We start from the raw sequence: 25,759 nt of genomic DNA on the forward strand, positions 1-25,759 counted from the left end.
CATTCAAATTTATGCCATGAATAGTTGTTGTTGCTATTATACTCCTGTAGGAGTATAATAGCTTTAAGAAGGAGGTGACCCCCATGGTCCGAACACTCTACCACGGTTCTCCCAACATCATTGAGAAGCCCATCTATGGACATGGAAAAACCTATAATGACTACGGCTTAGGCTTTTACTGCACCGACAGCCTGGATATGGCCAAGGAGTGGGGAGCAGGGAAGGACCGGGACGGATATGCCAACAGTTATCAGCTGGACTGTGACGACTTGCGCATCCTCCATCTCAACGACCCGCAGTTCTGCATTCTGCACTGGTTGGCGGTATTGCTTCAAAACCGGGAGTTTGACGTGCCGTCCGGGCTGGCACTGGAGGCCAAAGAGTACATACTCCAACATTTTTTGGTGGAGTATCAGTCCTATGATGCCATCATTGGCTATCGGGCGGATGATAGCTACTTTTCCTTTGCCCAGGACTTCATCAACGGCACTATCTCCTACCGCCAATTGACCAATGCCATGCATCTGGGCAAGCTGGGGGAGCAGTTTGTACTGAAAAGTCCCCGTGCCTTTGAACGCTTGGAGTTTATGGGGGCGGAATTGGCCCAGAGTCAGGAGTGGTATACCAAGAAGATGTTGCGGGATAAGTCCGCCCGCCGGGAGTATTTCAGCGTGGAGCGAAACCGCCGCCAAAAAGGTGATTTGTACATCACGCAGATTATGGACGAGGAGATGATGCCAGGTGATGCACGCCTACGATAAGGTCTATCTGGACAAGGCCCGCACCGCCTTAGGGCGTATGCTGGATTTTGCGGTGTACGATCTGGGCTATGAGATCACCCGGTTTTTTGACCTGTTTCTCGGCTCTGGAGTGGCAGCTCGGTTTGAAGAGGGGGATTTCACCCTTTTGGTGGGGATGTCTGGGGTGGAACTGGCCTACCACGTGTTGGAGCAGGCAGGGCTTCCCATTCAGCGCATCCAGCCCCGATACACCATGGACCGCAGCGAGGAATATTGGACGGGCTGGGCCTTGGCCTACTATCAGTGGGAGACCTCCATGAGTTTTGCCGAAATCACCCGGTATGTACCCATTCGGGATATTCAGGCCCTGTATTCCCCCTATCATGAGATGGATATCCGGCAGTTCTGCGACAAAATGAATGAACTGTATCAGGCGGCCAAACCGGAGACCAATCTCAAATTATTCCGGCAGCGAGCGGGCCTGAGCCAGCGGGAATTGGCGGAACAGTCCGGTGTACCTCTGCGTACCATCCAGCAGTATGAGCAGCGACAGAAGAACATCAACAAGGCCCAAGCGGAATATCTGGTACTGTTGTCCCGGGTGCTGTGCTGCGGGATGGAGGATTTAATGGAGAAAATCGTGTGAAAATAGACCCTAATTGTACTCATACGGACATAGAGAAAGAGGAGACAGCCGATTGGCTGTCTCCTCTTAAACTTTGTGTGTTATTTCTCACTCGGGTGACCCTTCGTCACCTGAATGACTTCCATGCCAATATACCGCAGCTGTTCCACTACGGCGGCGGGGGCCAGTTCATCGGTGATGACGGTACCCATTTTCTCCAAGTGCAAGCTGGCATAAGTGCCAATGACGCCCACCTTGGTGTGGTCGGCCAGGATGAAGTAGCGGTCGGAGTGGCTGAGCATGGTCTCATTGATGCCCAACTCCGTGGGGATGCCGCACAGCAGCTCTCCGTTGGGGGAGATGCCCGTGCAGCCGATGAACGCCTTCCGGGCATGTACCATGAGCAGGTTGCGCATGGTGCAGTCCCCGGTGAGAATGGCGTTCTGGCCCCGCACTTCTCCGCCGGACAGGGTGATGCGCAGGTTGGAGGGGTACTTCCGAGCGCACACCAGGCCGTTGTTGGTGAACACCTGGACATTCTTGCCCCCAGGAAGTCCAGCAGCCCCAGGGCGGTGCGGCTGCCGTTGATGAAGATCTGATCGTTTTCTGCCACCAGATTGGCGGCGTACTGGCGGATGAGATCCCGGTACAGCTTCACCTGGTCGGCATCTCCGGCGGGGGAGACGGGCTGCTCCGCCACAGCGCCGCCGTAGAAACGGCTGATCAGGCCCTGGTCCTCCAGGTGCTGTAAATCCCGGCGAATGGTCATGGGGGAGACATCGAAGATTTGGGACAGCTCCTCCACCTTAATTTCTCTGCGCTCCCGCAGCAGGGAGAGAATCCGGGTGTGGCGGTCATTGACCGACTGACGATCGCGTTTCATGATACATCCTCTTTCTCGTGGTTGGCCCCCGGCAACGACAACAGGTATTCCGCCAGGTGATCCAACCTGCGTACCTCCAGCACGCCGTCCACCAGGAGGGGGGTATCTGGTCCGCTGTGGGGGCGGTACCACACCGGGCGCATCCCGGCTTGTTTGGCGCCCTCTACGTCCTTGCTGTGGTTGTCTCCCACAAAGACACAGGCGGAGGCCGGACAGCCTGCCTTCTCCCGGCAGAGCTGGAAGAAGCGGGCGCCGGGCTTTTCCTGGGTGACCTCTTCGCTGGTGACCACAAAGTCCAGCAGGGGCAACAGGTTCAGCCGCTCCAGCTTGGCGTATTGCCAGTCGGCGGTCATGTCCGTGCCCACCCCCAGGCGGAGACCCGCCTGGCGCAACTGCTCCAGACAGTCCCGTGCGCCGGGGCTGGGCACAGCGGCGTCGATGAGGGTGTTCCAGTACAGACGCTCCATGACAGGGGCGTGGAGGATGGGCTTGCCCAGCTCCTCCAACAAGATCTGATACCGGAGCAGACGGTTGTGGATGGCGGCGCAGTCGCCGCCGGTGCGGGCCTGGAGCAGCTGATTGGCCCGCTGATGCAGGGCTTCAAACGTCTCCGGGTCCACCCCCAGCGTGTGCTGGGCGTACTCCGTCAGGGCCTGAAAGGCCACGGCGTGGGCGGCGTCATAGTCGTATAGCGTGTTGTCAATGTCAAAAATGACGGCTTGAATCATAGTATCACCAGGCTATCCGAGAGGCATGCGGCTTACAGGGCATAGAATTGGAACTTCTTTTTGCACCGCTGCGCCGACGGCTGGACACCGCCACCAGAATCATCAGGGAACAGACGATGAGATAGCCAGCCGTGGCAATTTGGAACCCGTGGCGGTACAGCTGAAAGCCAAAGTAGATGGCACCCGCCACACCCAACACCCCGCAGATGATTCGTGCCACCGGGGAGAGGGAACCTTTGAGATGGTATAGCTTCTCGAAATCCGAGAGAATCTCATCGGTATAGACAAAGCAGGCTTGAAACATGGAACTCTGGCTTTGCATAGCGTGCCTCCAATGTGTGAGAGATGGTGAGAGGATGGGGCCGGATGGCCCCATCCTCTCACCCGTTAGCCTTTCAACTGCCGAACGGCGGCGGAGGCGTCCTTGGCGCCGAATACGGCGCTGCCTGCCACCAAGGCGGTGGCACCGGCCTCCGTGCACTGGGGGGCGGTGGTGCCGGGCTTGACGCCGCCGTCCACCGAGAGAATGGGGGAGACCCCTCGACGGGCGCACTCGGCCCGTAGGGCCCGGAGCTTATCCAGGGCTCTGGGGTCAAAGGGCTGTCCGCCGTGACCGGGCACGACTCCCATCACCAGCACTAACTCCAACTGGTCCAGGTAGGGGAACACCGCCTCCACGGGAGTGTCAGGGTTGAGGGCCATGCCCCGTTTGCAGCCACAGCCGTGGATGGCGGCCAGGGTGGCGGACAGGTTGTCGGTGGTCTCCACGTGGACGGTGATGTAGTCCGCCCCCGCCTCTGCAAAGCGGTGGACAAAGCGCAGAGGATGGGAGATCATCAGGTGCACATCCATTACGGCCTGGGGCAGGGCGTGGTGCAGGGTCTCCAAAACGGGCAGGCCGAAGCTGAGGTTGTCCACAAAGTGGCCGTCCATGACGTCAAAGTGGATCATATCTGCCCCGGCGTTCAGCACCCGGGCGCAGTCCTCTCCCAGGCAGGTGAAGTCTGCGGAGAGCACCGAGGGACAAACAAGTACCATGGGCCGCCTCCTTGAAATTAGCCCTGGGAAACCAGGGACTTGGTCACCTCGACAATATGGTCGGCGCACAGACCGAACTGCTGCAGCAGAGCGGCGGCGGGGCCGGAGTGGCCGAACTCGTCGTTGACGCCGATGCGGCGCACGGGGGTGGGGCACTGCTCGGCCAGCAGGCCGCACACGGCCTCGCCCAGACCGCCGATGATGGAGTGCTCCTCCACGGTGACGATCTTGCCGCAGTCCTTTGCGGCCTTCAGCACCAGCTCCTCGTCCAGGGGCTTGATGGTGGCCATGTTGATGACCCGGGCGGAAATGCCGGCCTCACTCAGAGCCTTGCCAGCCTCGATGGCCTCGGGCACCATGATGCCGGTGGCGATGATGGCCACGTCGGTGCCGTCCTGAATCACCTCGCCCTTGCCGATCTGGAAGTCATAGTCCTCGTCGTGGAACACGGGGGTGGCAGCACGGCCAAAGCGCATGTACACGGGGCCCTCCATCTCGTAGGCAGCCTTCACCATCTTGCGGGCCTCCACGTCGTCGGAGGGGCACATGACGGTCATGCCGGGGATGGTGCGCATGAGGGCGAAGTCCTCACAGCACTGGTGGGAAGCGCCGTCCTCGCCCACGGAGATACCGCCGTGGGTGGCGCCGATCTTCACGTTCAGGTGGGGATAGCCCACGGTGTTGCGCACCTGCTCGTAGGCCCGCCCGGCGGCGAACATGGCGAAGGTGGCGGCAAAGGGCACAAAGCCCATGGTGGACAGACCGGCGGCCACGTTGACCATGTTGGCCTCGGCGATGCCGCAGTCAAAGTGGCGCTCGGGGAACGCCTTCTTGAAGATAGCGGTCTTGGTGGCTCCGGCCAGGTCGGCGTCCAGCACCACCAGGTTGGCGTGGGTCTCGCCCAGCTCCTTCAGAGCGTTGCCGTAGCTGTCACGGGTTGCAACTTTCTTTACGTCTGCCATGATTACACCTCCAGGGCAGCCCGAGCGGCTGCCAGTTCTGCCATACCCTGTGCGTACTCCTCGTCGTTGGGAGCCTTGCCGTGCCAGCCGGCCTGATCCTCCATGTAGGACACACCCTTACCCTTGGTGGTCTTCATGAGGATGGCGGTGGGCTTTCCGGTGCCGTGGTTGGCGTGGAACTTGGCAAAGGCGTCCTCCAGCTCCTGGAAGTCGTGGCCGTTCACCTTCACCACGTCGCAGCCAAAGGCGGCGAACTTGGCGTCCACGGGCTCGGTGTTCATCACGTCGCAGGTGCGGCCGTCAATCTGCAGGCCGTTGATGTCCACGATGATGCACAGGTTGTCCAGCTTGTAGTGGGCGGCGAACATGGTGGCCTCCCAGATCTGGCCCTCGGCCAGCTCGCCGTCGCCCAGCAGGGAGTAGACGTTGATGTCCTTGCCCAGGAACTTGGCGCCCTTGGCCATGCCGGCGGCGGCGGACAGGCCCTGGCCCAGGGACCCGGTGGACATGTCCACGCCGGGAGTCAGGTTCATATTGGGGTGGCCCTGGAGGTGGCTGCCAATCTGGCGCAGGGTGAGCAGGTCCGACACGGGGAAGTAGCCCCGGTTGGCCAGCGCGGCGTAGAGGCCGGGGGCGGTGTGGCCCTTGGAGAGGACAAAGCGGTCCCGATCCTCCCAACGGGGGTTGGCGGGGTCGATGCGCATCTCTTTAAAATAGAGATAGGTGAACAGGTCGGCGGCGGACAGGGAGCCGCCGGGATGTCCAGCCTTGGCGGCGTGGGTGCCGGTGAGCACGCCCTCCCGCACGGAGACGGCGGTGAGCTTTAGGGATTTTTCTTCCGCAGAAGTCATGCAAACTTCCTCCTTCTTGGTGTTGGCTGGTGGTCAGCCTTAGTGTTTGCCCTGGCCGTAGTAGGCGTTGGGGCCGTGTTTGCGCATGTAGTGCTTGTCCTGAATGCGCTGGGGAGCCGGGGCAGCGCTGGGGTCCACCTGACGGGTGAACATGGCCATCTTGGCCACCTCTTCCAGCACCACGGCGTGATAGACGGCCTGAGCGGCGTCCTTGCCCCAAGTGAAGGGGCCGTGGCTGTGGCAGATCACGGCGGGGACGGCCACCGGGTCAATGCCCCGGGCCTGGAACTCCTCCACAATGAGCTTGCCAGTGTTCATCTCGTAGTCCTCGTCCAGCTCCTCCTGGGTCAGGTGACGGGCACAGGGGATGGGGCCGTAGAAGTAGTCGGCGTGGGTGGTGCCGTAGCAGGGGATGTCCCGGCCGGCCTGGGCCCAGCCTACGGCGTAGGGGCTGTGGGTGTGGACGATGCCGCCCAGCTGGGGGAAGGCGTTGTACAGCACCAGGTGGGTCTTGGTGTCGGAAGAGGGGTTCATATCACCCTCCACCTTGTTGCCTTGCAGGTCCATGACCACCAGGTCCTCCGGCTTGAGCTCGTCGTACTCCACACCGGAGGGTTTGATGACAAACAGACCCTTTTCCCGGTCGATGCCGCTGACGTTGCCCCAGGTGTAGGTCACAAGACCCCGACGAGGCAGTTCCATATTGGCCTCATATACCTTTTGCTTGAGTTCTTCCAGCATAGATAAACCCTCCATTTATGATTAAATATTCACTTTTTTCGCCTGTTCACCGCCAAAATGGGACATTTTGCACACCAAATCACCTGACAAGAGGTGGGTGGGCATCCCACGGCCTGTGAGACAGCGGATGTAGCACCACTAATTCTACCACAAATCTCACCGATGAACCAGATATTTCTCAATAATTTCAGCAATCCCGTCATGATTGTTGTCCCGGCAGGTGACGGCGTCGGCGGCCGCTTTGGCCTCGTCGGTGCCGTTGCACATGGCCACCCCGATTCCAGCGGCCCGGAGCATGGACAGGTCGTTGGCGGCGTCCCCCGCCGCCACGGTGTTTTCGATAGGAATGCCCAGCCGCTGGGCCAGCTGCACCAGGGCGTTTCCCTTGCTTAAACCCCGGGGGATGATCTCCAAATAAGCCTGGCAGGAGAAGAACGCGTCCAGCTGCTGGGGGTATTCCTCCAGCACCCACTGGCGGAACGTCTCCAGCGGGGCTATTGTTATGGCTAACCTGGATAATAAGAAACTGCTGGCTTGCTGCGCCAACGGCGCTGGCTCCTCTCTGATGATGGAGAAGGCCATCGACAAGGTCATGAAGAAGTTCAACGTCAAGCCCGCCGAGCTGCGCCACTGTCCCGTGTCCGAGGGCAAGTCCGCCGCCCGCAACTACGATGTGCTGTTCTGCGCCCGCACTTTCGAGAAGAACTTTGAGGACGCCAAGAAGGCTGGCACCGTGGTCATCCCTCTGCGCAACGTCATGTCTGCCCCCGAGATCGAGCAGGCCCTGAAGGACGCCGGTCTGCTGTAAGAGGCCGGACGGAGATCGAAAAAGGAGGAAACACGGTTATGATTCAGTTTAGCTATACCATTCGTGACGAGCTGGGCATCCACGCCCGCCCCGCCGGACAGCTGGCCAAGGTGGCCAAGAGCTTTGAGCCCACCGTCATCTCCATCACCAAGGAGGGCAAGACGGTGAAGGCCTCTCAGCTGATGAAGCTGATGGGCCTGGCCATCAAGAAGGGCCACGAGATCACCATCACGGTGGAAGGGGAGCGGGAGGAAGAGGCTGCCGCTGCCATGAAGAAGTTCCTGGAAGAGAACCTGTAACTACAAGAAAAAGCACCTGTTTGGATGGCATCCAGACAGGTGCTTTTTTGTTACTTTTCCATGGAGAACTGGTAGGCCTCCTCCACCCACCCCATCACCGTCTCGTCCAGGTCGTCCAGGCGGGTGAGGAGTACGTGGTGGGTCCAGCGGTTGGGGTAGGGCTCCACCGCCAGGGCAATGCGGGGGTGCTCCTTGTGGTAGGACAGGCCAAAGGAGAGCAGCAGATACTCCTCCGGCCACCCCTTGACCTTGCGCCAGGGCAGGGACACGGTGGCAAACACGTAACGGTTGCGCAGAGAAATCTGAGTTTTTCCCACCTTGGCGGTGACGTTGGGGTGGAGCTGGTCCAGCTGGTCCCGCAGCGCCGTGTAGAGGGGGAGCATCTGGGGCATGGAAGTGAAAAACAGCAGTTCGTCGTTGGACATCTCGAACACCTCCGGATATGGCCTCTGGGGGTTGGGGCCTGTATTTGTGATAAAATATAGTATAGCGGAGCGGAGATAAATTTTCCACCGGTTGCAGGGACATTTTTCGGCAGTTTGCAGACAATTTTCAGGGACACCGTGGGAAAGAAATATCTTTGTTGTGTGAAACCGACAAAGCAGCCAGGGGAGAATCTAGAAAAGCAGGAGGAAATCACGAATTCCTGTGAAAAGGTCATTGCCAACTGGGCAGAACAATGATAAAATAATTTTTACCGAAATAGAAAGGGGGCGGAGCCCATGGCAACGCTGAAAGAAATTGCACAGCGCACCGGCTACTCGCCCGCCACCATCTCCCGGATTTTGTCCGGTGATCCACAGCTTTCCGTCACCCCCGAGGCACGCCGGAAGGTATTGGAGGAGGCGGGGCGGCTGAACTACACCCAGACCAAGAGCAGACGGGGACGCACCCCCAAGGGCGTGCTGCGGGTTGGCATCGCAGAGATGCTCTCCCCGGTGCAGCAGTTGGACGACCCTTATTACCTGTATTTGAGCGGATTTGTGCGCCAGCGCTGCCTGGACAAGCGATATACGGCAGTGGCCCTGGAAAACCGGGGCAGTGAGTTTGTGGTACCCACAGGAGGGGAGAAGCTGGACGGCATCGTGGCCATCGGCCTGTTTGAGCCCGACCAGATCCGGTCCCTGGCGGGGCTGTGCCCCAACCTGGTATTTGTGGACTCCTCTCCCCGGGAGAGCCAGCACGACTCGGTGGTTCTCAACTACTCCCTGGGCATTTCCCTGGCCTTGGAGCACCTGGAGAAGCTGGGACACCGGAAAATTGGCTTCATCGGCCCCGAGTGGAAGTACGACGACCTGCGCCAGCGGGCCCTGGAGACCCGGCGCAAGCTGTTTGTGGAACAGATGGAGCACCGGGGTGCTCTGCGCACCGAGTGGCTGCTGGACTGTCCCATGCAGACCGACGAGGCCGCCATGGCGGTGGAACAGTTCCTGGCCCGGGGTGGAGATCGCCCCACTGCCTTCATCGCCGCCAACGAAGAGGTGGCCATCGGTGCCGTGCGGGCCATGCGGGAGCTGAATATCTCGGTGCCGGAACAGATTTCGGTGGTGTCCTTTAACAACACCCCCCGGTCTGCCCTGTTGGACCCGCCCCTGACGTCCATCTCCGCCCATGTGGAGCAGATGGCCGCCACCGCGTTGGACCTGCTGCGCACCCGGGTACCCCTGCCCGGCCGGGAGGCGGAGCGCACCCTGCCCTTGAAAGTGGTGGTGCCCCCCACGATGATTGAGCGAAAGAGCACAACGACTCCCCGGGATTTTGTGCAAGACTCCAAAGAATAATTTGATCAGAAGAAATGGTTGAATTTTTAGTAAAATAAAAGTATACTTTTATTAACAACAAGAAATGGAGAGGTGAGAGGACATGCACGATTGCAACAAGCTCCTGGAGGAGCTGAAGGCGGGCCAGCTGGACGAGTCTCTGGCCCGTGTGTACGACCTGCACGACGGCGGCAAGGCCTTGGAGCAGGGACGTGAGCGCAGCATTCATGTCACAGAAGAATTCATCAAGCTGTTTGGAAACCAGGCAGACGCAGGGCTGTACACCGGCCCCGGCCGCACCGAGATCTGCGGCAACCACACCGACCACCAGCGGGGCCGGGTTCTGGCCGCTGCTGTGGACCTGGACTTTTTGGTGTGCGCTGCCCCCAACGGCACCAATACCATCCGGTTTATGTCTGAGGGCTGGCACATGGTGGAGGTGAACCTGGACAACCTGGAGCCTGTGGAAGAGGAGAAGGAGGGCACTGCCGCTCTGGTGCGTGGCGTGGCCGCTGGCATTGCTCAGCGGGGTTACACTCCTGTGGGCTTCGACGCCTACGCCACCAGCAAGGTGCTGCCCGGCTCCGGCCTGTCCTCCTCCGCCGCCTGTGAGGTGACCATCGGGGTCATCCTCAACCACCTGGTGTGCGGGGATGCTCTGGACGCCGTCACCATCGCCCAGATCGGCCAGTATGCCGAGAACGTGTTCTTCGGCAAGCCCTGCGGCCTGATGGACCAGACCGCCTCCTCGGTGGGCGGCGCTGTGGCCATCGACTTTGCCGACACCGCCAACCCCGTGGTGCGTCCCATCCAGGTGGATCTGGCGGGCTACGGCCACGCCCTGTGCATCATCGACTCCGGTGCTGACCACGCCGACCTCACCGCGGAGTACGCCGCCATTCCCCAGGAGATGAAGGCGGTGGCCGCCTACTTTGGCTGCGAGGTGCTGCGGGAGGTGGACGAGAGCCGCATCTGGGCGGATATGCCCGGCCTGCGTAAGGCTGTGGGCGACCGGGCGGTGCTCCGTGCCCTGCACTTCTTCGCCGACGACCAGCGGGTGGCCCTGGAGGCCGATGCTCTGGAGCGCGGCGACTTTGACGCCTTCCTGAAGGTGGTGCAGCAGTCCGGGGAGTCCTCCTGGATGTACCTGCAAAACATTGCCCCCACCGGCGCTGTGGCCGAGCAGGCCATGGCAGTGGCTCTGGCCACGGCTGGCCACGCCCTCAAGGGCCGGGGCGCTTACCGGGTCCACGGCGGCGGCTTTGCCGGCACCATCCAGGCTTTCGTGCCTCTGGATATGCTGGACGAGTTCAAGACCACCGTGGAGTCCGTGCTGGGAACTGGCAGCTGCCATGTGCTCACCGTCCGTGCTGTGGGCGGCGCCGTGGTGTGCTGATGAAAATCAACTGAATCGAAAGGGAGCGAACTGTAATGGCTATTTTGGTTTTGGGTGGAGCCGGATACATCGGTTCTCACACCGTTTATGAGCTCATCGACGCAGGACGTGACGTGGTGGTGGCAGACAACCTGCTCACCGGCTTCAAGGAGGCCGTGCACCCCAAGGCCCGGTTCTATCAGCTGGACATCCGGGACCGGGGTGCTCTGGACACCCTGTTCCAGGCCGAGAACATCGAGGGCGTCATCCACTTTGCCGCCTCCTCCCAGGTGGGCGAGTCCATGTCCAACCCCCTGAAGTACTATGACAACAACCTCTACGGCACCATGGTGCTCCTCCAGTCCATGGTGGCCCACGGGGTGGATAAGATCGTGTTCTCCTCCACCGCCGCCACCTACGGCGAGCCCGAGTCTGTGCCCATTCTGGAGACCGACCGCACCCAGCCCACCAATTGCTACGGCGAGACCAAGCTGTCCATGGAGCACATGATGAGCTGGGTGTCCAAGGCCCACGGCCTGCGCTATGTGGCTCTGCGCTACTTCAACGCCTGCGGCGCCCACGCCTCCGGCAAGATCGGCGAGGCCCACAACCCCGAGACCCACCTCATCCCCCTGATTCTCCAGGTGCCCAACGGCCAGCGGGAGAAGATCTCTATCTTCGGCGACGACTATCCCACCCCCGATGGCACCTGCATCCGGGACTACATCCACGTCACCGACCTGGCCCAGGCCCACATCCTGGCTCTGGACTACCTGATGCGCGGCGGAGACAACAACGTCTTCAACCTGGGCAACGGCGTGGGCTTCTCCGTCAATGAGGTCATCGAGGTGGCCCGGGCCGTCACCGGACACCCCATCCCCGCCCAGGTCTCTCCCCGCCGGGCTGGCGACCCCGCCCAGCTCATCGCCTCCTCCGAGAAGGCCAAGAGCGTGCTGGGCTGGAAGCCCCAGTATGACGACCTGAACACCATCGTCTCCTCCGCCTGGAACTGGCACAAGGCCCATCCCCACGGCTACGAGAAGTAAGGAGGATGAGTGAGATGAACGAGGCCATTTCCAAGCTGATTACTTACGCGGTCCGCACCGGGCTCATTGAGCCCTGCGAGACCACCTGGGCCACCAATGCGGTGCTGGAGGTGCTGAAGCTGGACAGCTACACCGACCCCGGACAGGAGTGGGGCGACATCGACCTGGCCGCCGTGCTGGATGAGCTGCTGGACGATGCCTACGCCCGTGGCGTCCTCACCGAGAACTCCGTGGTATACCGGGACCTCTTTGACACCGCCATCATGGGTGCTCTCACTCCCCGGCCAAGCCAGGTGCGGGCCAAGTTCCAGGCCCTGTACAACGAGGACCCGGAGAAGGCCACCGACTGGTACTACACCTTCTCCCAGGACACCAACTACATCCGCCGGGACCGCATTGCCAAGGACGTGCGGTGGAAGGCGGACACCGAGTACGGGGAGATGGACATCACCATCAACCTCTCCAAGCCGGAGAAGGACCCCAAGGCCATTGCTGCCGCCCGCAATCTCCCCGCCTCCAACTATCCCCGCTGCCAGCTGTGCGCGGAGAATGAGGGCTATGCCGGACGGGTGAACCACCCCGCCCGGCAGAACCACCGCATTGTGCCCATCACCATCAACAACTCCCCCTGGTTTTTGCAGTACTCCCCCTATGTGTACTACAACGAGCACTGCATCTGCTTCAACCAGGAGCACACCCCCATGAAGATCGACCGGGCCTGCTTCGGTAAGCTGCTGGACTTTGTGCGCCAGTACCCCCACTACTTCGTGGGCTCCAACGCCGACCTGCCCATCGTGGGCGGCTCCATCCTGGCCCACGACCACTTCCAGGGCGGCCGCTACACCTTCGCCATGGCCACCGCTCCTGTGGAGACTCCTGTCACCTTTGCTGGGTACGAGGACGTCACCGCTGGCATCGTCAAGTGGCCCATGTCCGTCATCCGTATTTCCAGTGAGAACCCGGAGCGGCTGGTGGACCTGGCCGACAAGATTCTGCTCAGCTGGAGAGGGTACACCGACGAAGACGCTTTCATCTATGCCGAGACCGATGGGGAGCCCCACAACACCATCACCCCCATCGCCCGCATGCGGGACGGCAAGTATGAGCTGGACCTGGTGCTGCGCAACAACATCACCACCGAGGAGTACCCCCTGGGTGTGTATCACCCCCACCAGGAGCTCCACCACATCAAGAAGGAGAACATCGGCCTCATCGAGGTCATGGGTTTGGCCGTGCTGCCTGCCCGCCTGAAGGAGGAGTTGGCCCAGGTGGCCGACTGCCTGGCCAACGGCGGCGACCTGCGTGCTCAGGAGACCACCGCCAAGCACGCCGACTGGGCGGAAGGCTTTAAGACCAAGTACGAGTCCATCACCAAGGACAACGCCTGGGACATCGTCCAGTACGAGACCGGCCTGGTGTTTGCCAAGGTGCTGGAGCACGCCGGTGTGTATAAGCGCACCGCTGAGGGCAAGGAGCAGTTCCTCAAGTTCATCGCACAGGTGTAAGACAACAAAACATGATCCCGAAGCTGCGGTTGTGGCTTCGGGATCTTTTGCTGTCTGGGGAGCCTGACTTTCCACCACGTCTCTTGTGCACACTTGCCAGCCTGGCAAGTACGCTCCGCTGGGCCCGATTTTTGAGCGGACAAAAATCGGGGAAAAACCCACTTAGGGCGTTCCCCCCTAAGAACCTCCCTTGGGTCAGAAGACCTATGGCTCTGGATAAACGCCAACCGGCCCAGGGATAAGCTGATACTCCTGTGCCGCTGCATCCGCTGCCGCTCGACTTCCCAGGTTGGATAACACCTGCCTCAGAAGCACAGGGCCGGTGTTGGGTGTAAGATGACAGTTCCTGCCATGCACCGACGCTTTCGCCAAAGAAAAACTGCACTGCTACTTCGTAGGCATCAGCGGCAGCGGCGCAAGGAGCACAGGCTGTCCCAATACCTCAGCGGCGGTATGGGTTGCTCCGGCACCTGTCCCAAGTCCCCCAGGGGGTTCCCAGGGGGAAAGCCTGGGCGATTCTTTCCCCGATTTCTCATCGCTGAGAAATCGGGCCCAGCGGAGCGTATACCACCAGGTTGGCAAGCCTAGGATATGGAAATGGTAGAAGAACAAACTCCCATCCCGGGTTTGCCCTCACCTCAACAGAAGGGCAAACCCATACCCCAGCCCCATGCAGGCGGGAAAGGTGAGTACCCACACCAGCAGTAGCTGGGCCACCACCCCCGCCTTGGGATGGGGGGAGGCCCCACAGATGGCGGCCACCTTGGCGTGGCTGGTGGACACAGGCAGGCCCAATGCCGAGCACACCCCCAGCACCACCCCGGTGCCCAGATCGGCGGCCAGCCCCTGGGTGGGGGTGAGGTGGGCCAGCTCGTGGCCGATTTTTTCCACAATCCGCCGTCCCCCCAGCCCGGTGCCCAGGGCCATGGTGGCGGCGGTGAGCAGCAGCAGGGTGAGGGGTGGCCGGGCGGCGCTCACTCCCTGGGCCATGAGGAGCAGAGCCAGAAACTTCTGCCCATCCTGGGCTCCGTGGAGAAAGGCGGTGAGGGCGGCAGCCCACCGCTGTCCTTGAATCGGGTTGTGGGGGATGCGGCCCAGCCCGCGGCACACCGCCCGGCCTGCCACCACCCCGGCGGGGAGGGAGAGCACCAGTCCCATCCCCACCGCCACCCAAGCGGAGGGCTGAATGTCCGCCCCCAGGGCCAGAGCCGCCCCGGACAGCCCTGCCAGCAGCGCATGGCTCTCGCTGGTGGGCAGGCCGAACCGCCACGCGGCCACACCCCACAAAATCACCGCCAACAACGCCCCACACAGCCCCGCCTGGGTGGCCTGGGGGGAGGAAAAGCGCACCAGATGTTCCATGGTGGCGGCCACGGCAGGAAAACACAGACAGGCCAGGGCCACCCCGGCAAAGTTGCATACCGCCGCCAGAGCCACGGCGGGCCGGAAGGATAGGGCCCCGGAGCCCACGGCGGTGGCAATGGCGTTGGGGGCATCGGTCCAGCCGTTGACCAGAATGACGCACAGCACCAGAACGGGTAACAAAGCGGCGTGGATGGGCATGAGACATTCCTCCTTGCCATACCCTATGGAGGGGACAAGAGGGGTATGAAAAAAGTTTTCAAAAAATTTTGATAAAAAGAAGGATTCCCGCCAGATATGGAGTATATAGTGATAGGAAATATCGGATAGGAGGGGTGCAAATGGAAATTCGTACCTATGCCGAGGAGTTGGAGCGGCAGATTCTCTCGCCCCGGGCCTGCTTGGCTGCCCAGTCCAAAGGGCGGGCGGTGGACATCCCTCCCTGTCCCATGCGCACCTGTTTTCAGCGGGATGTGGACCGGGTGGTGCATTCCAAGGCCTTTCGGCGGCTGATGCACAAGACCCAGGTATTCCTCCAGCCGGAGGGGGACCACTACCGCACCCGCATGACCCACACCCTGGAGGTGTCGGGAATTGCCCGGAGCATGGCCCGGGCGTTGGGTCTGAACCAGGACCTCACCGAGGCCGCCGCCCTGGCCCACGATTTGGGCCACACCCCCTTCGGCCACGCCGGAGAGCGGGCGCTGAGCCGGATGGTGGAGGGGGGCTTCCGCCACTATGAGCAGTCCCTGCGGGTGGTGGACCGCCTGGAGCGGGACGGCGCCGGGCTGAACCTGTGCTATGAGGTGCGGGACGGCATCCTCCGCCACACCACCGGACCCATGGCGGAGACCCTGGAGGGGCAGCTGGTGCGCTACGCCGACAAGATCGCCTACATCAACCACGACATTGACGACGCCATGCGGGGCGGCATCATCTACCCCACCGACATCCCCGTGCACATCTCCCAGGTGCTGGGCTTCACCCACGGGGAGCGCATTGAGCGGCTGGTGCTGGACATTGTGGCCAATAGCCAGGAGGGAATGGAGATTCACCAGTCCCCAGAGGTGGCCCAGGCCATGGCAGAGCTGAAAAACTTCATGTTTGAGGCGGTGTACTTCAACCCCAAGGCAAAAGGGGAGGAGTCCAAGGCGGAGGACATGATCTGCCACATGTTTGAATACTACTGCAAGCACAACGATAAGCTCCCCTGTGAGTACCAGGACATTCTGGTGCGGGAGGGCGTGGAGCGGGCGGTCACCGACTACATCGCTGGCATGAGCGACGCCTACGCCGTGGAGAAATTCGAAGAGCTTTTTATCCCCATGCGTTGGATGATTAAATAACAGGGCAACACCGAACAATATCGTCTGCGCGCCTTTGCGGAAATTTTGCACCCATATTTCGTTGTGATTTTTTGCAATACACCAAGTATTGCTGCAAAACCACGCCTCATCTGGATGTAAAATTTACTCGCAAATCCGTCTTGCCGAATTGTGCGGTGTTACCCAGGTGAATTATGGCTACAATTGGGGGTGAAACCATGGCCATACCGGATCAATTTTTGGACGAGCTGAGCAGTCGGCTCAACATTGTGGACGTGGTGTCCGCCTACGTCCCCCTCACCCGGAAGGGTGGCAACTACTGGGGCCTGTGTCCCTTCCACCGGGAAAAGACCCCCTCCTTCTCCGTCAACGAGAGCAAGCAGATTTTCCACTGCTTCGGCTGCGGCAAGGGGGGCGGTGCGGTGCGCTTTGTCATGGAGATGGAGAATCTCCCCTTCCCCGAGGCAGTGCGCAAGCTGGCCGCCCAGGCTGGCATGGAGGTGCCCGAGGACAACAGCAATGGGGCGTGGCGGGAAAAACGCCAGCGCATCCTGGAGCTGAATAAAGAGGCCGCCCGGTTCTACCGCTCTATGCTCTCCCAGCCCGAAGGGGCCCAGGTGGCGGAGTATATCGCCAAAAAGCGGCGCATCAGCCCCAAATTTTCCGCTCGGTTCGGCCTGGGGGCCGCCCCCAATGCCTGGGACCGTCTCATTTTGGCCATGCGGGAGAAGGGATACGACAAGGCCGACCTCATCGAGGCGGGCCTGGCGGTGGCGGGGAAAAACGGCGGCATCTATGACAAGTACCGAAACCGCCTCATGCTCCCGGTCATCGACGTGCGGGGCAATGTCATTGGCTTTACCAGCCGGGTGATGGACGACTCCACCCCCAAGTATTTGAACACCCCGGAGACCGCCATCTTCAAAAAGCGGTCCATTCTATATGGCCTCAACTACGCCAAAAACACCAAACGGCCCAACATGATTCTGGTGGAGGGCAACATCGACGTGATTACACTACACCAGGCGGGCTTTGACAACACCATCGCCACCATGGGCACGGCTTTGACGGAAGAGCACATCCGCATTCTGGAAAAGTACACCCAGGAGCTGGTGCTGTGCTACGACAACGACAACGCGGGTGTGGATGCCACCCAGCGGGCCATCGCCCTGCTGAAAGGCTCCCAACTGCAAGTGAAGGTGCTCCAGCTGCCCCGTCGGCGGGACGACAGCGGCCAGCTGGTAAAGCAGGACGCCGACGACTTCATCAAGCATCAGGGGCCCGAAGTGTTTGAAGGGCTGCTCCAGGGCTGCGCCAATTCGGTGGAGTACCGCCTGGAGGAGGTGCGCCAGGGCTTCGATTTGAGCCAGGACGACCAGAAGGCCCAGTACTTACAGGCGGCGGCAGGTCTGGTGGCGGGCCTCAACAGCCCGGTGGAGCGGGAGATCTACGGAAACCGAGCCGCAGACGCCGCAGGTATCAGCCGGGAGGCCATGGCCCAGGAGGTGGAACAGCAGCGCCGCCAAAAAGGGCGACAGGCCCGGCGTCAGGAGGAGCGGCGCAGCCTCACCCCTACCCAGACCATCCAGCCCAAGCAGCGGGAACTGCGGTACACCAATGTGACCTCCGCTCTGGCCGAGGAGGGCGTGCTGCGGGTGGTGCTGCTGGACCCCAGTTATTTCCGGCAGCTGGAGGACTTACCTGCGTCCGATTTCTCGGCCCCTCTGCTGGGGCGGGCCTATGGCCAGTTGCGGCAGCGGTGGCAGGCGGGCAAGCCGGTGAGCTTGGCGGCCCTGGACGGGGTGTTTACCCCGGAGGAGATGGACCACCTGTCCGCCGTGGTGCAGCAGCCCCAGCCCATGCACACGGCTCAGGCGGCCTTAGACGATTATAAGCAGACCATCCTTGCGCAACACCGCAGGGCAGACATACACAGCGGCCAGGACTTGGCCCAACTCAGAGACCTACTCAAACAGAAAAAAAGCTACGGAGGATGAAAACCATGAGTGAAAAGAAGAAAAACGGCAAGAAGCCCGAGGTGGCTTCCGGCATTAGCATGGTCAGCAAGGAGAAGTTCGAGAGCGCCAAGGCGGAACTGGTGAAGCTGGTGGACGGCATCCAGGGCGGTGAGCGTCTGGTGGAGCTGGTGGACGCTGGCTACAAGAAGGGCAAGCTGTCCTCCGGTGAGATGATGGAAGTGCTGGAGTCCATGAACCTGGAGAGCGAGCAGATGGACAAGATGTACGACATCATGGAGAACCTGGGGGTGGACGCCGCCGGGGAAGAGGACCTGATGCCCATCCTCAGTGAGGAGGACCTGCTGCCTCCCGCCGAGGAGATGGAGGACTTCAACGAGGAGGAGCTGGTGGACCCCAACACCCTGGTGGACTCCTTCGCCATCGACGACCCCGTGCGCATGTACCTCAAGGAGATCGGTAAGGTGGACCTGCTCTCTCCCGACCAGGAGATCGAGCTGGCCCAGGCTATGGCCGCTGGCAACCTGGCCAAGGAGCAGAAGGCCGAGCTGGAGAAGACCGGGGAGGAGCTGCCCGCCGAGGTGCTCCAGGAGCTGAACAAGAGCATCAAGGCCGGGGAGCGGGCCAAGCAGAAGCTGGCCGAGGCCAACCTGCGTCTGGTGGTGTCCATCGCCAAGCGGTATGTGGGCCGTGGTATGCTGTTCCTGGATCTGATTCAGGAGGGCAACCTGGGCCTGATCAAGGCCGTGGAGAAGTTCGACTACACCAAGGGCTACAAGTTCTCCACCTACGCCACCTGGTGGATTCGTCAGGCCATCACCCGTGCCATCGCCGACCAGGCCCGTACCATCCGCATCCCCGTGCACATGGTGGAGACCATCAACAAGGTCATCCGGGTCAACCGTCAGCTGCTCCAGGAGCTGGGCCACGACCCCACCCCCGAGGAGACCGCCGCTGAGATGAACATGCCCGTGGAGAAGGTGCGGGAGATCTTGAAGATCGCCCAGGAGCCCGTCTCCCTGGAGACCCCCATCGGCGAGGAGGAGGACAGCCATCTGGGCGACTTCATCCCCGACGAGGACGCCTCCGAGCCCTCCGAGGCCGCCTCTTTCACCCTGCTGAAGGAGCAGCTGGTGGACGTGCTATCCACCCTCACCCCCCGAGAGGAGAAGGTGCTGAAGCTGCGCTTCGGCATTGAGGACGGCCGCACCCGCACCCTGGAGGAAGTGGGCAAGGAGTTCAACGTCACCCGGGAACGTATCCGTCAGATTGAGGCCAAGGCCCTGCGCAAGCTGCGCCACCCCAGCCGCTCCAAGAAGCTGAAGGACTTTTTGAGCTAATAGAAGCACAACCCCCCGCTGTGTCTGTCTCTAATTTGGGCAGATGCAGCGGGGTTTTCACTTCTTTGGAAAGGAAGACATAGGCTTGCCAGCCTGGCGGGGACGCTCCCCGCTGGGGGTTCCTTTTGCCCGGTCAAAAGGAACCAAAACCCGCTTAGGGCGTTCCCCCCTAAGGACCTCCCTGGGGTACGAGGTTGGAACTGCGTCAAGTCTCAATTCGGCCCGTGACCCTTGCTGTGGCTCCTGTCACTGCCACCACACCAGGCCAACTTGGGCAACTGGCCCTATGGCTGGGAGGTTTCCATGCCCGGGCCTACCTTGGAGAAGCGGCGTTGCCGCCGCCGGGAGCCAGGCATCCGAGCGCTGGGAACAGCGGCGCACCAGGGTAAGGCCCTGGGGGTAGAAGAACATGCTAACATAGAAGTAAGTGCCGCCCATAGGACTGGTAAGCCATCTATGTGACCCCACCGGGCCAAGGGCCGAAAAGAGAAGGTTGCACCCTCCACCCAGTGCCGCGGGGTGGATTCCACAAGGCGGGGGAAGGCCCGCCTTTGGCGGTCTTTGGTGACTTTCTGGCGGCAGAAAGTTACCCCAGCGGAGCGTCCCTGCCAGGGGCGCAGGTTTGCGCCTAGGACATGGGAGAACATCAATGTTTACTTGTAAAAAGCCAAAATAGGCAAAAAGGCAGGCGGTGAACATCACCGCCTGTCTTTCTATCTTATTCGTCGTAATCCCAGTCCTCGTTTTCCTCCTCCAACTCGGGGTGGAAGGAGCGGAACTTGGAAAGCATGTACTCCACCGCTTCATCGTCTATGAGGTTGTAGAAGAAGCGGACGGGAGGCTCGCCCGGCAGCTGATAATAAAAGTACAGGGCGTTGGTTCCATCGCCATAGGCAGTCCAGGTTTTTTCCAGCTCACTGTAGCGGTAATAACGCCCGTTTCCCGGTTTGGTCTGATGATAAAAGCCGTTTTCACCCACCAGGAACTTCACAATGAATCGGCGATACAGCCCCATCAACGTCATCACCAGCATGAACAGAGCAAACAGGCCGATCAAGAATACCGCCGGATTGTTGGCCAAAGCCAGCGCAATGGCGATACCGCCAGATATGACCAAGCCAATCAGGGGGAATACCACAGCCAAGCTGTCTTTCCCAATTTGATAGACCCACTTATCCTCTTGCATTTCCTTCACTCCTTGAAAAAACGAATCTTATCGGGCGGTTCGGTTGGAATCCCGACGCACCTTCACCGGAGCGGTGGCGGGCTTTTTTAAGCTCCAGGCCACCACACCCACACACCCCAGGCCCAAGGCCGTGGAGAGGGCCCCCAGCAGCGTTTTGCTCATGGGGACGGTTTCTCCGGTGCCCCCGCCTATGGAGTCCCGGGAGAACTGGGGAGAAGCCGGGTTATAGTACACCGAGATGGTGTCGCCCAGCCGCATAGAGGTGTCCGAAGTGGTGGAGTTCTGATAGGACGCACCGTTGACGGTGTAGGAGTAGACGATATTGTAGGAATCGTCCTGGGTGGAGACGTTTACCACCGTGGCGGTGGTCTGGGTCCAGCTGTTGTTCTGAGGGTTCAGACGCAGCATGGCCACGATGTGGGGGGAGAGCAGGTACAACCCGATGCCCAGCAGCACAATCCCCAACAGCAGCAGCGGCAGAGGGGGAACCTTGCTGGAAGCGGCAGTCCGGGTCCGAGGGGACGCCGTGGGGCGAGTCGGCTCCTGGGCGTCCTGGTGCTGGGCCGCCGCAATGCGGGCCTTTAGCACCTGAATCTCGTGACTGAATCGCTCCTTCTGAAAGAAGAATTGCCGGGTGACCCCGGACCCATCGGTGAAGAAGAAGAGAAAGGCATAGGAACGGGTGGCTCTGCTGCCCTGGGCCCCACGGGGACGGTATACCCGCCGAACCTCTCGGCACTCCTTGATATCAGTGTAGCGGTAATATTGGCCGTTGAAGGGAGTGGTGCGAAGGTAGAACCCCTGGGCGTCCATCTTCACCTGAAAGCACCGATAGCGCGCCGCCAAATAGACCAGAATACCCACCATGGCCACAGCGCCGACGCCGGAGAGAAGGGCCAGGGAATTCTTGTGGGTGGTCACGCTGTGCAGGAGGATGGGCAGTAGGACCAAAACCAGCAGCGCCAAAATCACCCCTGCCAACACCAGATAGCTCTTGCCGTTGGGCCTTCCGGTGATTTCACACCGCTCAGGCTCAGGTTCTGTGGCGGTGGATTCCAGGCTTTGGTCCCGGGTCCGGGCCTGCCTGGATGTGTCTTTGTATCTGTTCATGGCGTTTGCCCATCTCAGCGGAACACTCGGTTGAAGTCCCGGGGCATCTTGGCCTTGAAGGTGGTGGGCTGTCCGGTGGCGGGGTGGGTGAAGGACAGCTCGTTAGCGTGGAGGCACAGCCGCCCGATGGGGTTGGTGCGGGCGTCATACTGCTTGTCCCCGGCAATGGGACAGCCTCGCTCCATCATGTGGACACGAATCTGGTTTTTCCGGCCAGTGTCAATGGAGATATCCAGCAGGGAATAGCCGGAGCCGGACTTGATGACCTCGTAGTTGGTGATGGCCTCCTTGGCCCCGGGGCCGGGGTCACCGGAGAAAATCATGTGGGTCTTGGTCTCCACCAGGTAGGAGTGGATGGTGTCTCGCTCGGGGCGAGGAGTGCCCTCCACCACCGCCAGATAGCCCCGGCGGGTGACGATGTCGTTCCAACGGGACTGGAACAGCTCCTTGGTGGCCTCGTCCTTGGCGAACATCAGCACCCCGGAGGTGTCCCGGTCCAGACGGTGGATGACAAAGATGCGGTTGTCGATGTGCTGGCTCTTCACGTAGTCGGTGACCATGTGGTAGGCCGTGCGCACCTTCTCCTTCTCGTTGCCCACGCTCAAAAGCTTGGCGGGCTTGTTGACCACAATGAGGTGCTCGTCCTCAAAGAGAATGGGGAAGGGGAGGGTGTCCTGCTTGGGAGCGGACACGGACAGGATGGTCACCACCTGGCCGGGGGCCAGGGGCGTGTCGAACTGGGAGGTGGGCTTGCCGTCCACCGTCACCAGCTTGCGGGAGAGCAGGGACTTGACGTTGTTGCGGCTCTTCCCCTTGAGGGTACCGAGCAGAAAGGGAAGGAGCGTGGTGGGCTCGGCTACCGTGTAGCTGGGCTCCCGGCTCTTATCCCGGTATTTGGAGTTGTTTGGTTGCATGGATGTTGTACCGCCTTTTCTTCACATTTCTCTTTACTCTATCACAACCTGGGGCAAATGTCCACGTAAAATCCCATTGGGACAGGCAAGTGGAGGGCTGATGGTTCATAGAGTTTCCAGAGGTGATGGACATGGAGAAAAAGCAGAGCCTGTTGGAGCGGGCCTCCCGGCTGTTGGATGTGCCGGGGGATGTGTTGGCGGGGCTGCCCCGGCTGGAGCTCATCGGAGACGGGGAGCTGCGCATGGAGCCACACCGGGGCATTTTGGCCTATGGACCGGAGGAAATCCACATCTCTGCGGGCAAACTGCTGGTGATGGTGAAGGGGGAGGGGCTGGAGCTGCGGGCCATGAACCCCACCCAGCTACTCATCACCGGGCGCATCACAGCGGTGGAGTTGACGAGGTGAGGGTATGAAAAAATGGTTCAACCTGCTGTTGGGTTACGCCGTCATCCAGGTGACCGGGGCCTATCCCGAGCGGTTTCTCAATCTGTGCGCCCAGAACCGCCGGGGCTTTTGGCGGCTTAAGTGGCCCGACGCCCACACCGTCCAGGTGCGGGTGCACCTGTCCGACCTGGAGGAGCTCAAGGAGCTGGCAGGGCGGTGCGGGTGCATTCTGGAGGTGCTCTCACGCCGGGGCGGCGTGGCCCAGGCCCAGCGGCTGTCCAAGCGGTGGGGGTTTGTGCTGGGGCTGGGTCTGTGCCTGGCGGCGGTGAGCATCCTCAGCCAGTTCGTGCTGGTGGTGGAGGTAGTGGGCAATGAGACGGTGCCCTCCGCGGTGATTCTCACCCAGTTGGAGCGGCTGGGGGTGCGTCCGGGGGTGTACGCTCCCTCCATTGCCCAGCGGGAGGTGGTCAACGAGGCCCTCATCTCCTTGCCCGAGCTGTCCTTCATGGCCATCAACATCTACGGCACCCGGGTGGTGGTACAGGTGGAGGAGGCCGACCCCCAGCCGGAGCTTCTGGACCAGTCCACCCCGGCGGACATTGTGGCCGCCGCCGACGGCATCATTGAAGATATCCAGACTTCCGCAGGCCAGGCGCAATTTGTGGATGGTGACATTGTGGCCAAGGGGGAAGTGCTCATCAGCGGCACCATTCCCCTCTACCAGCAAAACCCGGAAAAGCCCTACGCCGGGGACCTGGTGGTCCACGCCACCGGCACCGTCACCGCCCGCACCTGGCGCACCCTGGAGGAGCGTCTGCCCCTGACCGTGCCCACCAAAGTGTATGAGGAGGACACCCACACCGGGTACCGCCTGGGAATTTTGGGGCTGGAACTGGATTTTTTCGAAAAGAGTAGCATTTTCCCCGAAGGATATGATAAAATAACCAACACAGAGTTCCTGGAACTGGGCGGCTACACCTGGCCGGTGTGGTGGCAGACCACCACCTACCGGGGGTACACCGTTCAGGAGCAGCAGGTGGACCCACAGCAGGGGGAAGCACTGTTGAAGGAATTGTTGCAGCAGCGGCTGGAGCAGCTGCTGGAGGTGGGAGACGGGGAGATTCTCCACCAGGACTTTGTCACCCGGGTAGAGGGGGACACCCTGGTGGTGTCCCTGGTGGCCGAGTGCCGGGAACAGATCGGCCGCACCGTGGAGCGCCCAGGTACCACCGGACACATAGAACCGGAAACCCAGAGTGGGGAGGAATCTTAACAAATGACAGAGCAGTGCATCAGCATTGAGCGTATGGAGGAGGCCATCAACCTCTTTGGCCTCTTTGATGAAAATATCCGCATCATCGAGCAGGAGCTGGGGGTGACGGTGGTAAACCGGGAGTCCAACCTGAAAATCTCCGGCGACGGGGAGGCGGTGATGTGGGCGGTGAAGGCGGTGCAGGGCCTTCTCTCCCTGTCCGCCAAGGGGGAGCCCATCAACCAGCAGAATGTGCGCTACATCATTGAACTGGTGCGGGCGGGCAACGAGGGCAAGATCGCCCAGCTGGCGGGGGATGTGGTGTGCGTCACCGCCAAGGGCAAGCCCATCAAGGCCAAGACCGTGGGCCAGAAGAAGTATATTGACTCCATTAAAAACAACACCGTCACCCTGGGTGTGGGCCCTGCCGGTACCGGTAAGACCTACCTGGCGGTGGCCGCAGCCGTGGCCGCCTTCCGGGAAAAGCAGATCAACCGCATCATCCTCACCCGTCCGGCGGTGGAGGCGGGGGAGCGGCTGGGCTTCCTGCCCGGCGACTTGCAGTCCAAGGTGGACCCCTACCTGCGCCCCCTGTACGACGCCCTCTTTGACATGCTGGGGGCGGAGACCTATCAGAAGTACCTGGAGCGGGGCAACATCGAGGTGGCCCCTCTGGCCTACATGCGTGGCCGCACCCTGGACGACAGCTTTATCATCCTGGACGAGGCCCAGAACACCAGCCGGGAGCAGATGAAAATGTTCCTCACCCGTATGGGCTTCGGCTCCAAGGTGGTCATCACCGGCGACGTGACCCAGATCGACTTGCCCGCCGACAAGACCAGCGGCCTGAAGGAGGCCATGCGGGTGCTGCGTGGGGTGGAGGACATCGCCATCTGCCAGCTCACCGACCAGGACGTGGTGCGCCACGTCATTGTCCAGCGCATCATCAAGGCCTATGACGACTACTATCACGCCAACCAGCCCACCAAGGACAAGGATAAGGGGAGTGACAAGCAGGGGAGGAGGAAGACCCATGGCTGACAAGCACCAGATCTCCATCTCCACCGAGGTGGAGGGGGCGGACACCGAGGAAACCTGTGCCCTCATCCGCTCCACCATTGCCACCGCTCTGGCTGCCCAGGGGGTGGAAGTGCCCTGTGAAATTGACGTGCTGCTCAGCGACGACGCGGGCATCCACGCCATCAATCTGGACATGCGGGGGGTGGACCGCCCCACCGACGTCCTGTCCTTCCCCATGTTCGACCTCACCCCCGGGGAGAAACCCCAGGCGGAGTGGGCCGACCCAGACAGCGGCTGTGTCCCCCTGGGGGATATGGTGCTGTCTCTGGAGCGGGTGGAGGCCCAGGCCCAGGAGTACGGTCACAGCCGGGAGCGGGAGCTTAGCTACCTGGTGGTGCACTCGGTGCTCCACCTGCTGGGCTATGACCACCTGGACGAGGGACCCCAGAAGGCCCAGATGCGGGCCCGAGAGGACGCCATCATGGAGGAAATTGGACTGACCCGATAACCAACGTGTGAAAAGGAGG

General features: G+C 61.2%; 27 protein-coding genes and 1 pseudogene. 15 read left to right on the forward strand and 13 right to left on the reverse strand.

The window, feature by feature from the left end:
- Window positions 1–83: 83 nt before the first annotated feature.
- The gene (locus B5F12_RS04845; protein ID WP_087231142.1) at window positions 84–761 is read left to right on the forward strand and encodes a DUF3990 domain-containing protein; all 678 of its coding nucleotides are present in this window, start codon (window positions 84–86) and stop codon (window positions 759–761) included.
- Window positions 745–1,386 (forward strand): helix-turn-helix transcriptional regulator, encoded by a 642-nt coding sequence (locus B5F12_RS04850; protein WP_242954901.1) that lies wholly within the window; start codon window positions 745–747, stop codon window positions 1,384–1,386. Before B5F12_RS04845 ends, B5F12_RS04850 begins: the two co-directional genes overlap by 17 nt.
- Before the next feature lie 80 nt (window positions 1,387–1,466).
- Here the strand turns inward: B5F12_RS04850 and B5F12_RS11850 are convergent.
- The 8 genes and pseudogenes from B5F12_RS11850 to B5F12_RS04895 form a co-directional block, all read right to left on the reverse strand.
- A pseudogene (locus B5F12_RS11850) lies at window positions 1,467–1,910 on the reverse strand (hypothetical protein); the annotation flags it as partial.
- A 334-nt stretch (window positions 1,911–2,244) separates the two neighbouring features.
- Window positions 2,245–2,976, reverse strand: coding sequence for an HAD-IA family hydrolase (locus tag B5F12_RS04865; RefSeq protein WP_087231151.1), 732 nt, complete (start codon window positions 2,974–2,976; stop codon window positions 2,245–2,247).
- Window positions 2,977–2,980: 4 nt separating this feature from the next.
- A complete protein-coding gene (locus tag B5F12_RS04870) occupies window positions 2,981–3,298 on the reverse strand; it encodes a hypothetical protein (protein ID WP_087231155.1) in 318 nt (105 codons plus the stop codon).
- Between the two features lie 65 nt (window positions 3,299–3,363).
- Complete coding sequence (rpe, locus tag B5F12_RS04875) at window positions 3,364–4,014, reverse strand: ribulose-phosphate 3-epimerase (RefSeq protein WP_087231158.1); 651 nt, start codon at window positions 4,012–4,014, stop codon at window positions 3,364–3,366.
- A gap of 17 nt (window positions 4,015–4,031) precedes the next feature.
- A complete protein-coding gene (locus B5F12_RS04880) occupies window positions 4,032–4,976 on the reverse strand; it encodes a transketolase family protein (RefSeq protein ID WP_087231161.1) in 945 nt (314 codons plus the stop codon).
- 2 nt (window positions 4,977–4,978) lie between these two features.
- Window positions 4,979–5,827, reverse strand: a complete 849-nt coding sequence (locus tag B5F12_RS04885; RefSeq protein ID WP_087231164.1) for a transketolase — start codon at window positions 5,825–5,827, stop codon at window positions 4,979–4,981.
- A gap of 39 nt (window positions 5,828–5,866) precedes the next feature.
- Window positions 5,867–6,568 carry an L-ribulose-5-phosphate 4-epimerase gene (locus B5F12_RS04890; protein ID WP_087231167.1) on the reverse strand — a complete coding sequence of 234 codons (702 nt, stop codon included), beginning with the start codon at window positions 6,566–6,568 and terminating at the stop codon, window positions 5,867–5,869.
- Window positions 6,569–6,724: 156 nt separating this feature from the next.
- Window positions 6,725–7,162, reverse strand: coding sequence for an HAD-IIB family hydrolase (locus B5F12_RS04895; protein WP_087231170.1), 438 nt, complete (start codon window positions 7,160–7,162; stop codon window positions 6,725–6,727).
- Between B5F12_RS04895 and B5F12_RS04900 the strand changes: the two genes are divergently transcribed.
- Entirely contained in the window at window positions 7,071–7,376 is a 306-nt protein-coding gene (locus B5F12_RS04900) for a PTS sugar transporter subunit IIB (protein WP_087231173.1), read from the forward strand. The two genes, B5F12_RS04895 and B5F12_RS04900, sit on opposite strands and share 92 nt — an antisense overlap.
- Window positions 7,377–7,414: 38 nt before the next feature.
- Window positions 7,415–7,675 carry an HPr family phosphocarrier protein gene (locus B5F12_RS04905; RefSeq protein WP_087231177.1) on the forward strand — a complete coding sequence of 87 codons (261 nt, stop codon included), beginning with the start codon at window positions 7,415–7,417 and terminating at the stop codon, window positions 7,673–7,675.
- A 50-nt stretch (window positions 7,676–7,725) separates the two neighbouring features.
- Here the strand turns inward: B5F12_RS04905 and B5F12_RS04910 are convergent, their stop codons facing one another.
- On the reverse strand, window positions 7,726–8,100 hold the full coding sequence (locus B5F12_RS04910; protein WP_087231180.1) for a DUF5655 domain-containing protein: 375 nt from the start codon (window positions 8,098–8,100) through the stop codon (window positions 7,726–7,728).
- Between the two features lie 297 nt (window positions 8,101–8,397).
- Here B5F12_RS04910 and B5F12_RS04915 point away from each other — a divergent pair, with 297 nt between their 5' ends.
- From B5F12_RS04915 to galT, 4 genes are all read left to right on the forward strand, one after another.
- Entirely contained in the window at window positions 8,398–9,456 is a 1,059-nt protein-coding gene (locus B5F12_RS04915) for a LacI family DNA-binding transcriptional regulator (RefSeq protein WP_087231184.1), read from the forward strand.
- 82 nt (window positions 9,457–9,538) lie between these two features.
- Window positions 9,539–10,831: a galactokinase family protein gene (locus B5F12_RS04920; RefSeq protein WP_087231187.1), complete on the forward strand. Its 1,293-nt coding sequence runs from the start codon at window positions 9,539–9,541 to the stop codon at window positions 10,829–10,831.
- A 35-nt stretch (window positions 10,832–10,866) separates the two neighbouring features.
- A complete protein-coding gene (galE, locus tag B5F12_RS04925; protein ID WP_087231190.1) occupies window positions 10,867–11,856 on the forward strand; it encodes a UDP-glucose 4-epimerase GalE in 990 nt (329 codons plus the stop codon).
- A 5-nt stretch (window positions 11,857–11,861) separates the two neighbouring features.
- Complete coding sequence (gene galT / locus B5F12_RS04930) at window positions 11,862–13,361, forward strand: UDP-glucose--hexose-1-phosphate uridylyltransferase (RefSeq protein WP_343286312.1); 1,500 nt, start codon at window positions 11,862–11,864, stop codon at window positions 13,359–13,361.
- 633 nt (window positions 13,362–13,994) lie between these two features.
- On the opposite strand, the gene B5F12_RS04935 is transcribed toward galT, so the two are convergent.
- On the reverse strand, window positions 13,995–14,924 hold the full coding sequence (locus tag B5F12_RS04935) for an inorganic phosphate transporter (RefSeq protein ID WP_087231196.1): 930 nt from the start codon (window positions 14,922–14,924) through the stop codon (window positions 13,995–13,997).
- Window positions 14,925–15,064: 140 nt separating this feature from the next.
- Here B5F12_RS04935 and B5F12_RS04940 point away from each other — a divergent pair, with 140 nt between their 5' ends.
- The 3 genes from B5F12_RS04940 (at window position 15,065) to rpoD (ending at window position 19,364) form a co-directional block, all read left to right on the forward strand.
- The gene (locus tag B5F12_RS04940; RefSeq protein WP_087231199.1) at window positions 15,065–16,069 is read left to right on the forward strand and encodes a deoxyguanosinetriphosphate triphosphohydrolase; all 1,005 of its coding nucleotides are present in this window, start codon (window positions 15,065–15,067) and stop codon (window positions 16,067–16,069) included.
- A gap of 197 nt (window positions 16,070–16,266) precedes the next feature.
- Window positions 16,267–18,045 (forward strand): DNA primase, encoded by a 1,779-nt coding sequence (gene dnaG, locus B5F12_RS04945; RefSeq protein ID WP_158096752.1) that lies wholly within the window; start codon window positions 16,267–16,269, stop codon window positions 18,043–18,045.
- 5 nt (window positions 18,046–18,050) lie between these two features.
- Window positions 18,051–19,364 carry an RNA polymerase sigma factor RpoD gene (rpoD, locus tag B5F12_RS04950; protein WP_087231205.1) on the forward strand — a complete coding sequence of 438 codons (1,314 nt, stop codon included), beginning with the start codon at window positions 18,051–18,053 and terminating at the stop codon, window positions 19,362–19,364.
- Between the two features lie 718 nt (window positions 19,365–20,082).
- Here rpoD and B5F12_RS04955 read toward each other — a convergent pair.
- From B5F12_RS04955 to B5F12_RS04965, 3 genes are read right to left on the reverse strand one after another with little or no spacing between them, the layout of a single operon-like run.
- Window positions 20,083–20,550, reverse strand: a complete 468-nt coding sequence (locus B5F12_RS04955; protein ID WP_087231208.1) for a SoxR reducing system RseC family protein — start codon at window positions 20,548–20,550, stop codon at window positions 20,083–20,085.
- A 27-nt stretch (window positions 20,551–20,577) separates the two neighbouring features.
- Window positions 20,578–21,660, reverse strand: a complete 1,083-nt coding sequence (locus B5F12_RS04960) for a DUF3592 domain-containing protein (RefSeq protein ID WP_087231211.1) — start codon at window positions 21,658–21,660, stop codon at window positions 20,578–20,580.
- A 14-nt stretch (window positions 21,661–21,674) separates the two neighbouring features.
- The gene (locus B5F12_RS04965) at window positions 21,675–22,574 is read right to left on the reverse strand and encodes an RluA family pseudouridine synthase (RefSeq protein ID WP_087231214.1); all 900 of its coding nucleotides are present in this window, start codon (window positions 22,572–22,574) and stop codon (window positions 21,675–21,677) included.
- 131 nt (window positions 22,575–22,705) lie between these two features.
- On the opposite strand from B5F12_RS04965, the gene B5F12_RS04970 reads away from it, so the two are divergent.
- From B5F12_RS04970 to ybeY, 4 genes are read left to right on the forward strand one after another with little or no spacing between them, the layout of a single operon-like run.
- Window positions 22,706–22,981: a YabP/YqfC family sporulation protein gene (locus B5F12_RS04970; RefSeq protein WP_087231399.1), complete on the forward strand. Its 276-nt coding sequence runs from the start codon at window positions 22,706–22,708 to the stop codon at window positions 22,979–22,981.
- A 4-nt stretch (window positions 22,982–22,985) separates the two neighbouring features.
- Window positions 22,986–24,233 (forward strand): sporulation protein YqfD, encoded by a 1,248-nt coding sequence (locus B5F12_RS04975; protein ID WP_087231217.1) that lies wholly within the window; start codon window positions 22,986–22,988, stop codon window positions 24,231–24,233.
- 3 nt (window positions 24,234–24,236) lie between these two features.
- On the forward strand, window positions 24,237–25,253 hold the full coding sequence (locus B5F12_RS04980; protein WP_087231221.1) for a PhoH family protein: 1,017 nt from the start codon (window positions 24,237–24,239) through the stop codon (window positions 25,251–25,253).
- Window positions 25,246–25,740: an rRNA maturation RNase YbeY gene (gene ybeY / locus B5F12_RS04985; protein WP_087231224.1), complete on the forward strand. Its 495-nt coding sequence runs from the start codon at window positions 25,246–25,248 to the stop codon at window positions 25,738–25,740. The genes B5F12_RS04980 and ybeY overlap by 8 nt, the downstream gene beginning before the upstream one ends.
- Window positions 25,741–25,759: the final 19 nt, after the last annotated feature.

This window comes from Pseudoflavonifractor sp. An176 (genome assembly GCF_002160435.1).
Taxonomy (GTDB): Bacteria; Bacillota; Clostridia; order Oscillospirales; family Oscillospiraceae; genus Enterenecus; species Enterenecus faecium.

Coding starts and splice junctions, on each gene's coding strand:
- galE (WP_087231190.1), top strand. CDS start 10,867: ATGGCTATTTTGGTTTTGGGTGGAGCCGGATACATCGGTTCTCACACC.
- B5F12_RS04910 (WP_087231180.1), bottom strand. CDS start 8,100: ATGTCCAACGACGAACTGCTGTTTTTCACTTCCATGCCCCAGATGCTC.
- galT (WP_343286312.1), top strand. CDS start 11,862: ATGAGTGAGATGAACGAGGCCATTTCCAAGCTGATTACTTACGCGGTC.
- B5F12_RS04940 (WP_087231199.1), top strand. CDS start 15,065: ATGGAAATTCGTACCTATGCCGAGGAGTTGGAGCGGCAGATTCTCTCG.
- B5F12_RS04870 (WP_087231155.1), bottom strand. CDS start 3,298: ATGCAAAGCCAGAGTTCCATGTTTCAAGCCTGCTTTGTCTATACCGAT.
- rpoD (WP_087231205.1), top strand. CDS start 18,051: ATGAGTGAAAAGAAGAAAAACGGCAAGAAGCCCGAGGTGGCTTCCGGC.
- B5F12_RS04865 (WP_087231151.1), bottom strand. CDS start 2,976: ATGATTCAAGCCGTCATTTTTGACATTGACAACACGCTATACGACTAT.
- B5F12_RS04970 (WP_087231399.1), top strand. CDS start 22,706: ATGGAGAAAAAGCAGAGCCTGTTGGAGCGGGCCTCCCGGCTGTTGGAT.
- B5F12_RS04935 (WP_087231196.1), bottom strand. CDS start 14,924: ATGCCCATCCACGCCGCTTTGTTACCCGTTCTGGTGCTGTGCGTCATT.
- B5F12_RS04900 (WP_087231173.1), top strand. CDS start 7,071: ATGGCTAACCTGGATAATAAGAAACTGCTGGCTTGCTGCGCCAACGGC.
- B5F12_RS04975 (WP_087231217.1), top strand. CDS start 22,986: ATGAAAAAATGGTTCAACCTGCTGTTGGGTTACGCCGTCATCCAGGTG.
- B5F12_RS04845 (WP_087231142.1), top strand. CDS start 84: ATGGTCCGAACACTCTACCACGGTTCTCCCAACATCATTGAGAAGCCC.
- B5F12_RS04915 (WP_087231184.1), top strand. CDS start 8,398: ATGGCAACGCTGAAAGAAATTGCACAGCGCACCGGCTACTCGCCCGCC.
- B5F12_RS04955 (WP_087231208.1), bottom strand. CDS start 20,550: ATGCAAGAGGATAAGTGGGTCTATCAAATTGGGAAAGACAGCTTGGCT.
- B5F12_RS04895 (WP_087231170.1), bottom strand. CDS start 7,162: ATGACCTTGTCGATGGCCTTCTCCATCATCAGAGAGGAGCCAGCGCCG.
- B5F12_RS04890 (WP_087231167.1), bottom strand. CDS start 6,568: ATGCTGGAAGAACTCAAGCAAAAGGTATATGAGGCCAATATGGAACTG.
- B5F12_RS04920 (WP_087231187.1), top strand. CDS start 9,539: ATGCACGATTGCAACAAGCTCCTGGAGGAGCTGAAGGCGGGCCAGCTG.
- B5F12_RS04885 (WP_087231164.1), bottom strand. CDS start 5,827: ATGACTTCTGCGGAAGAAAAATCCCTAAAGCTCACCGCCGTCTCCGTG.
- B5F12_RS04965 (WP_087231214.1), bottom strand. CDS start 22,574: ATGCAACCAAACAACTCCAAATACCGGGATAAGAGCCGGGAGCCCAGC.
- B5F12_RS04980 (WP_087231221.1), top strand. CDS start 24,237: ATGACAGAGCAGTGCATCAGCATTGAGCGTATGGAGGAGGCCATCAAC.
- B5F12_RS04850 (WP_242954901.1), top strand. CDS start 745: ATGCACGCCTACGATAAGGTCTATCTGGACAAGGCCCGCACCGCCTTA.
- rpe (WP_087231158.1), bottom strand. CDS start 4,014: ATGGTACTTGTTTGTCCCTCGGTGCTCTCCGCAGACTTCACCTGCCTG.
- B5F12_RS04960 (WP_087231211.1), bottom strand. CDS start 21,660: ATGAACAGATACAAAGACACATCCAGGCAGGCCCGGACCCGGGACCAA.
- B5F12_RS04905 (WP_087231177.1), top strand. CDS start 7,415: ATGATTCAGTTTAGCTATACCATTCGTGACGAGCTGGGCATCCACGCC.
- B5F12_RS04880 (WP_087231161.1), bottom strand. CDS start 4,976: ATGGCAGACGTAAAGAAAGTTGCAACCCGTGACAGCTACGGCAACGCT.
- ybeY (WP_087231224.1), top strand. CDS start 25,246: ATGGCTGACAAGCACCAGATCTCCATCTCCACCGAGGTGGAGGGGGCG.
- dnaG (WP_158096752.1), top strand. CDS start 16,267: ATGGCCATACCGGATCAATTTTTGGACGAGCTGAGCAGTCGGCTCAAC.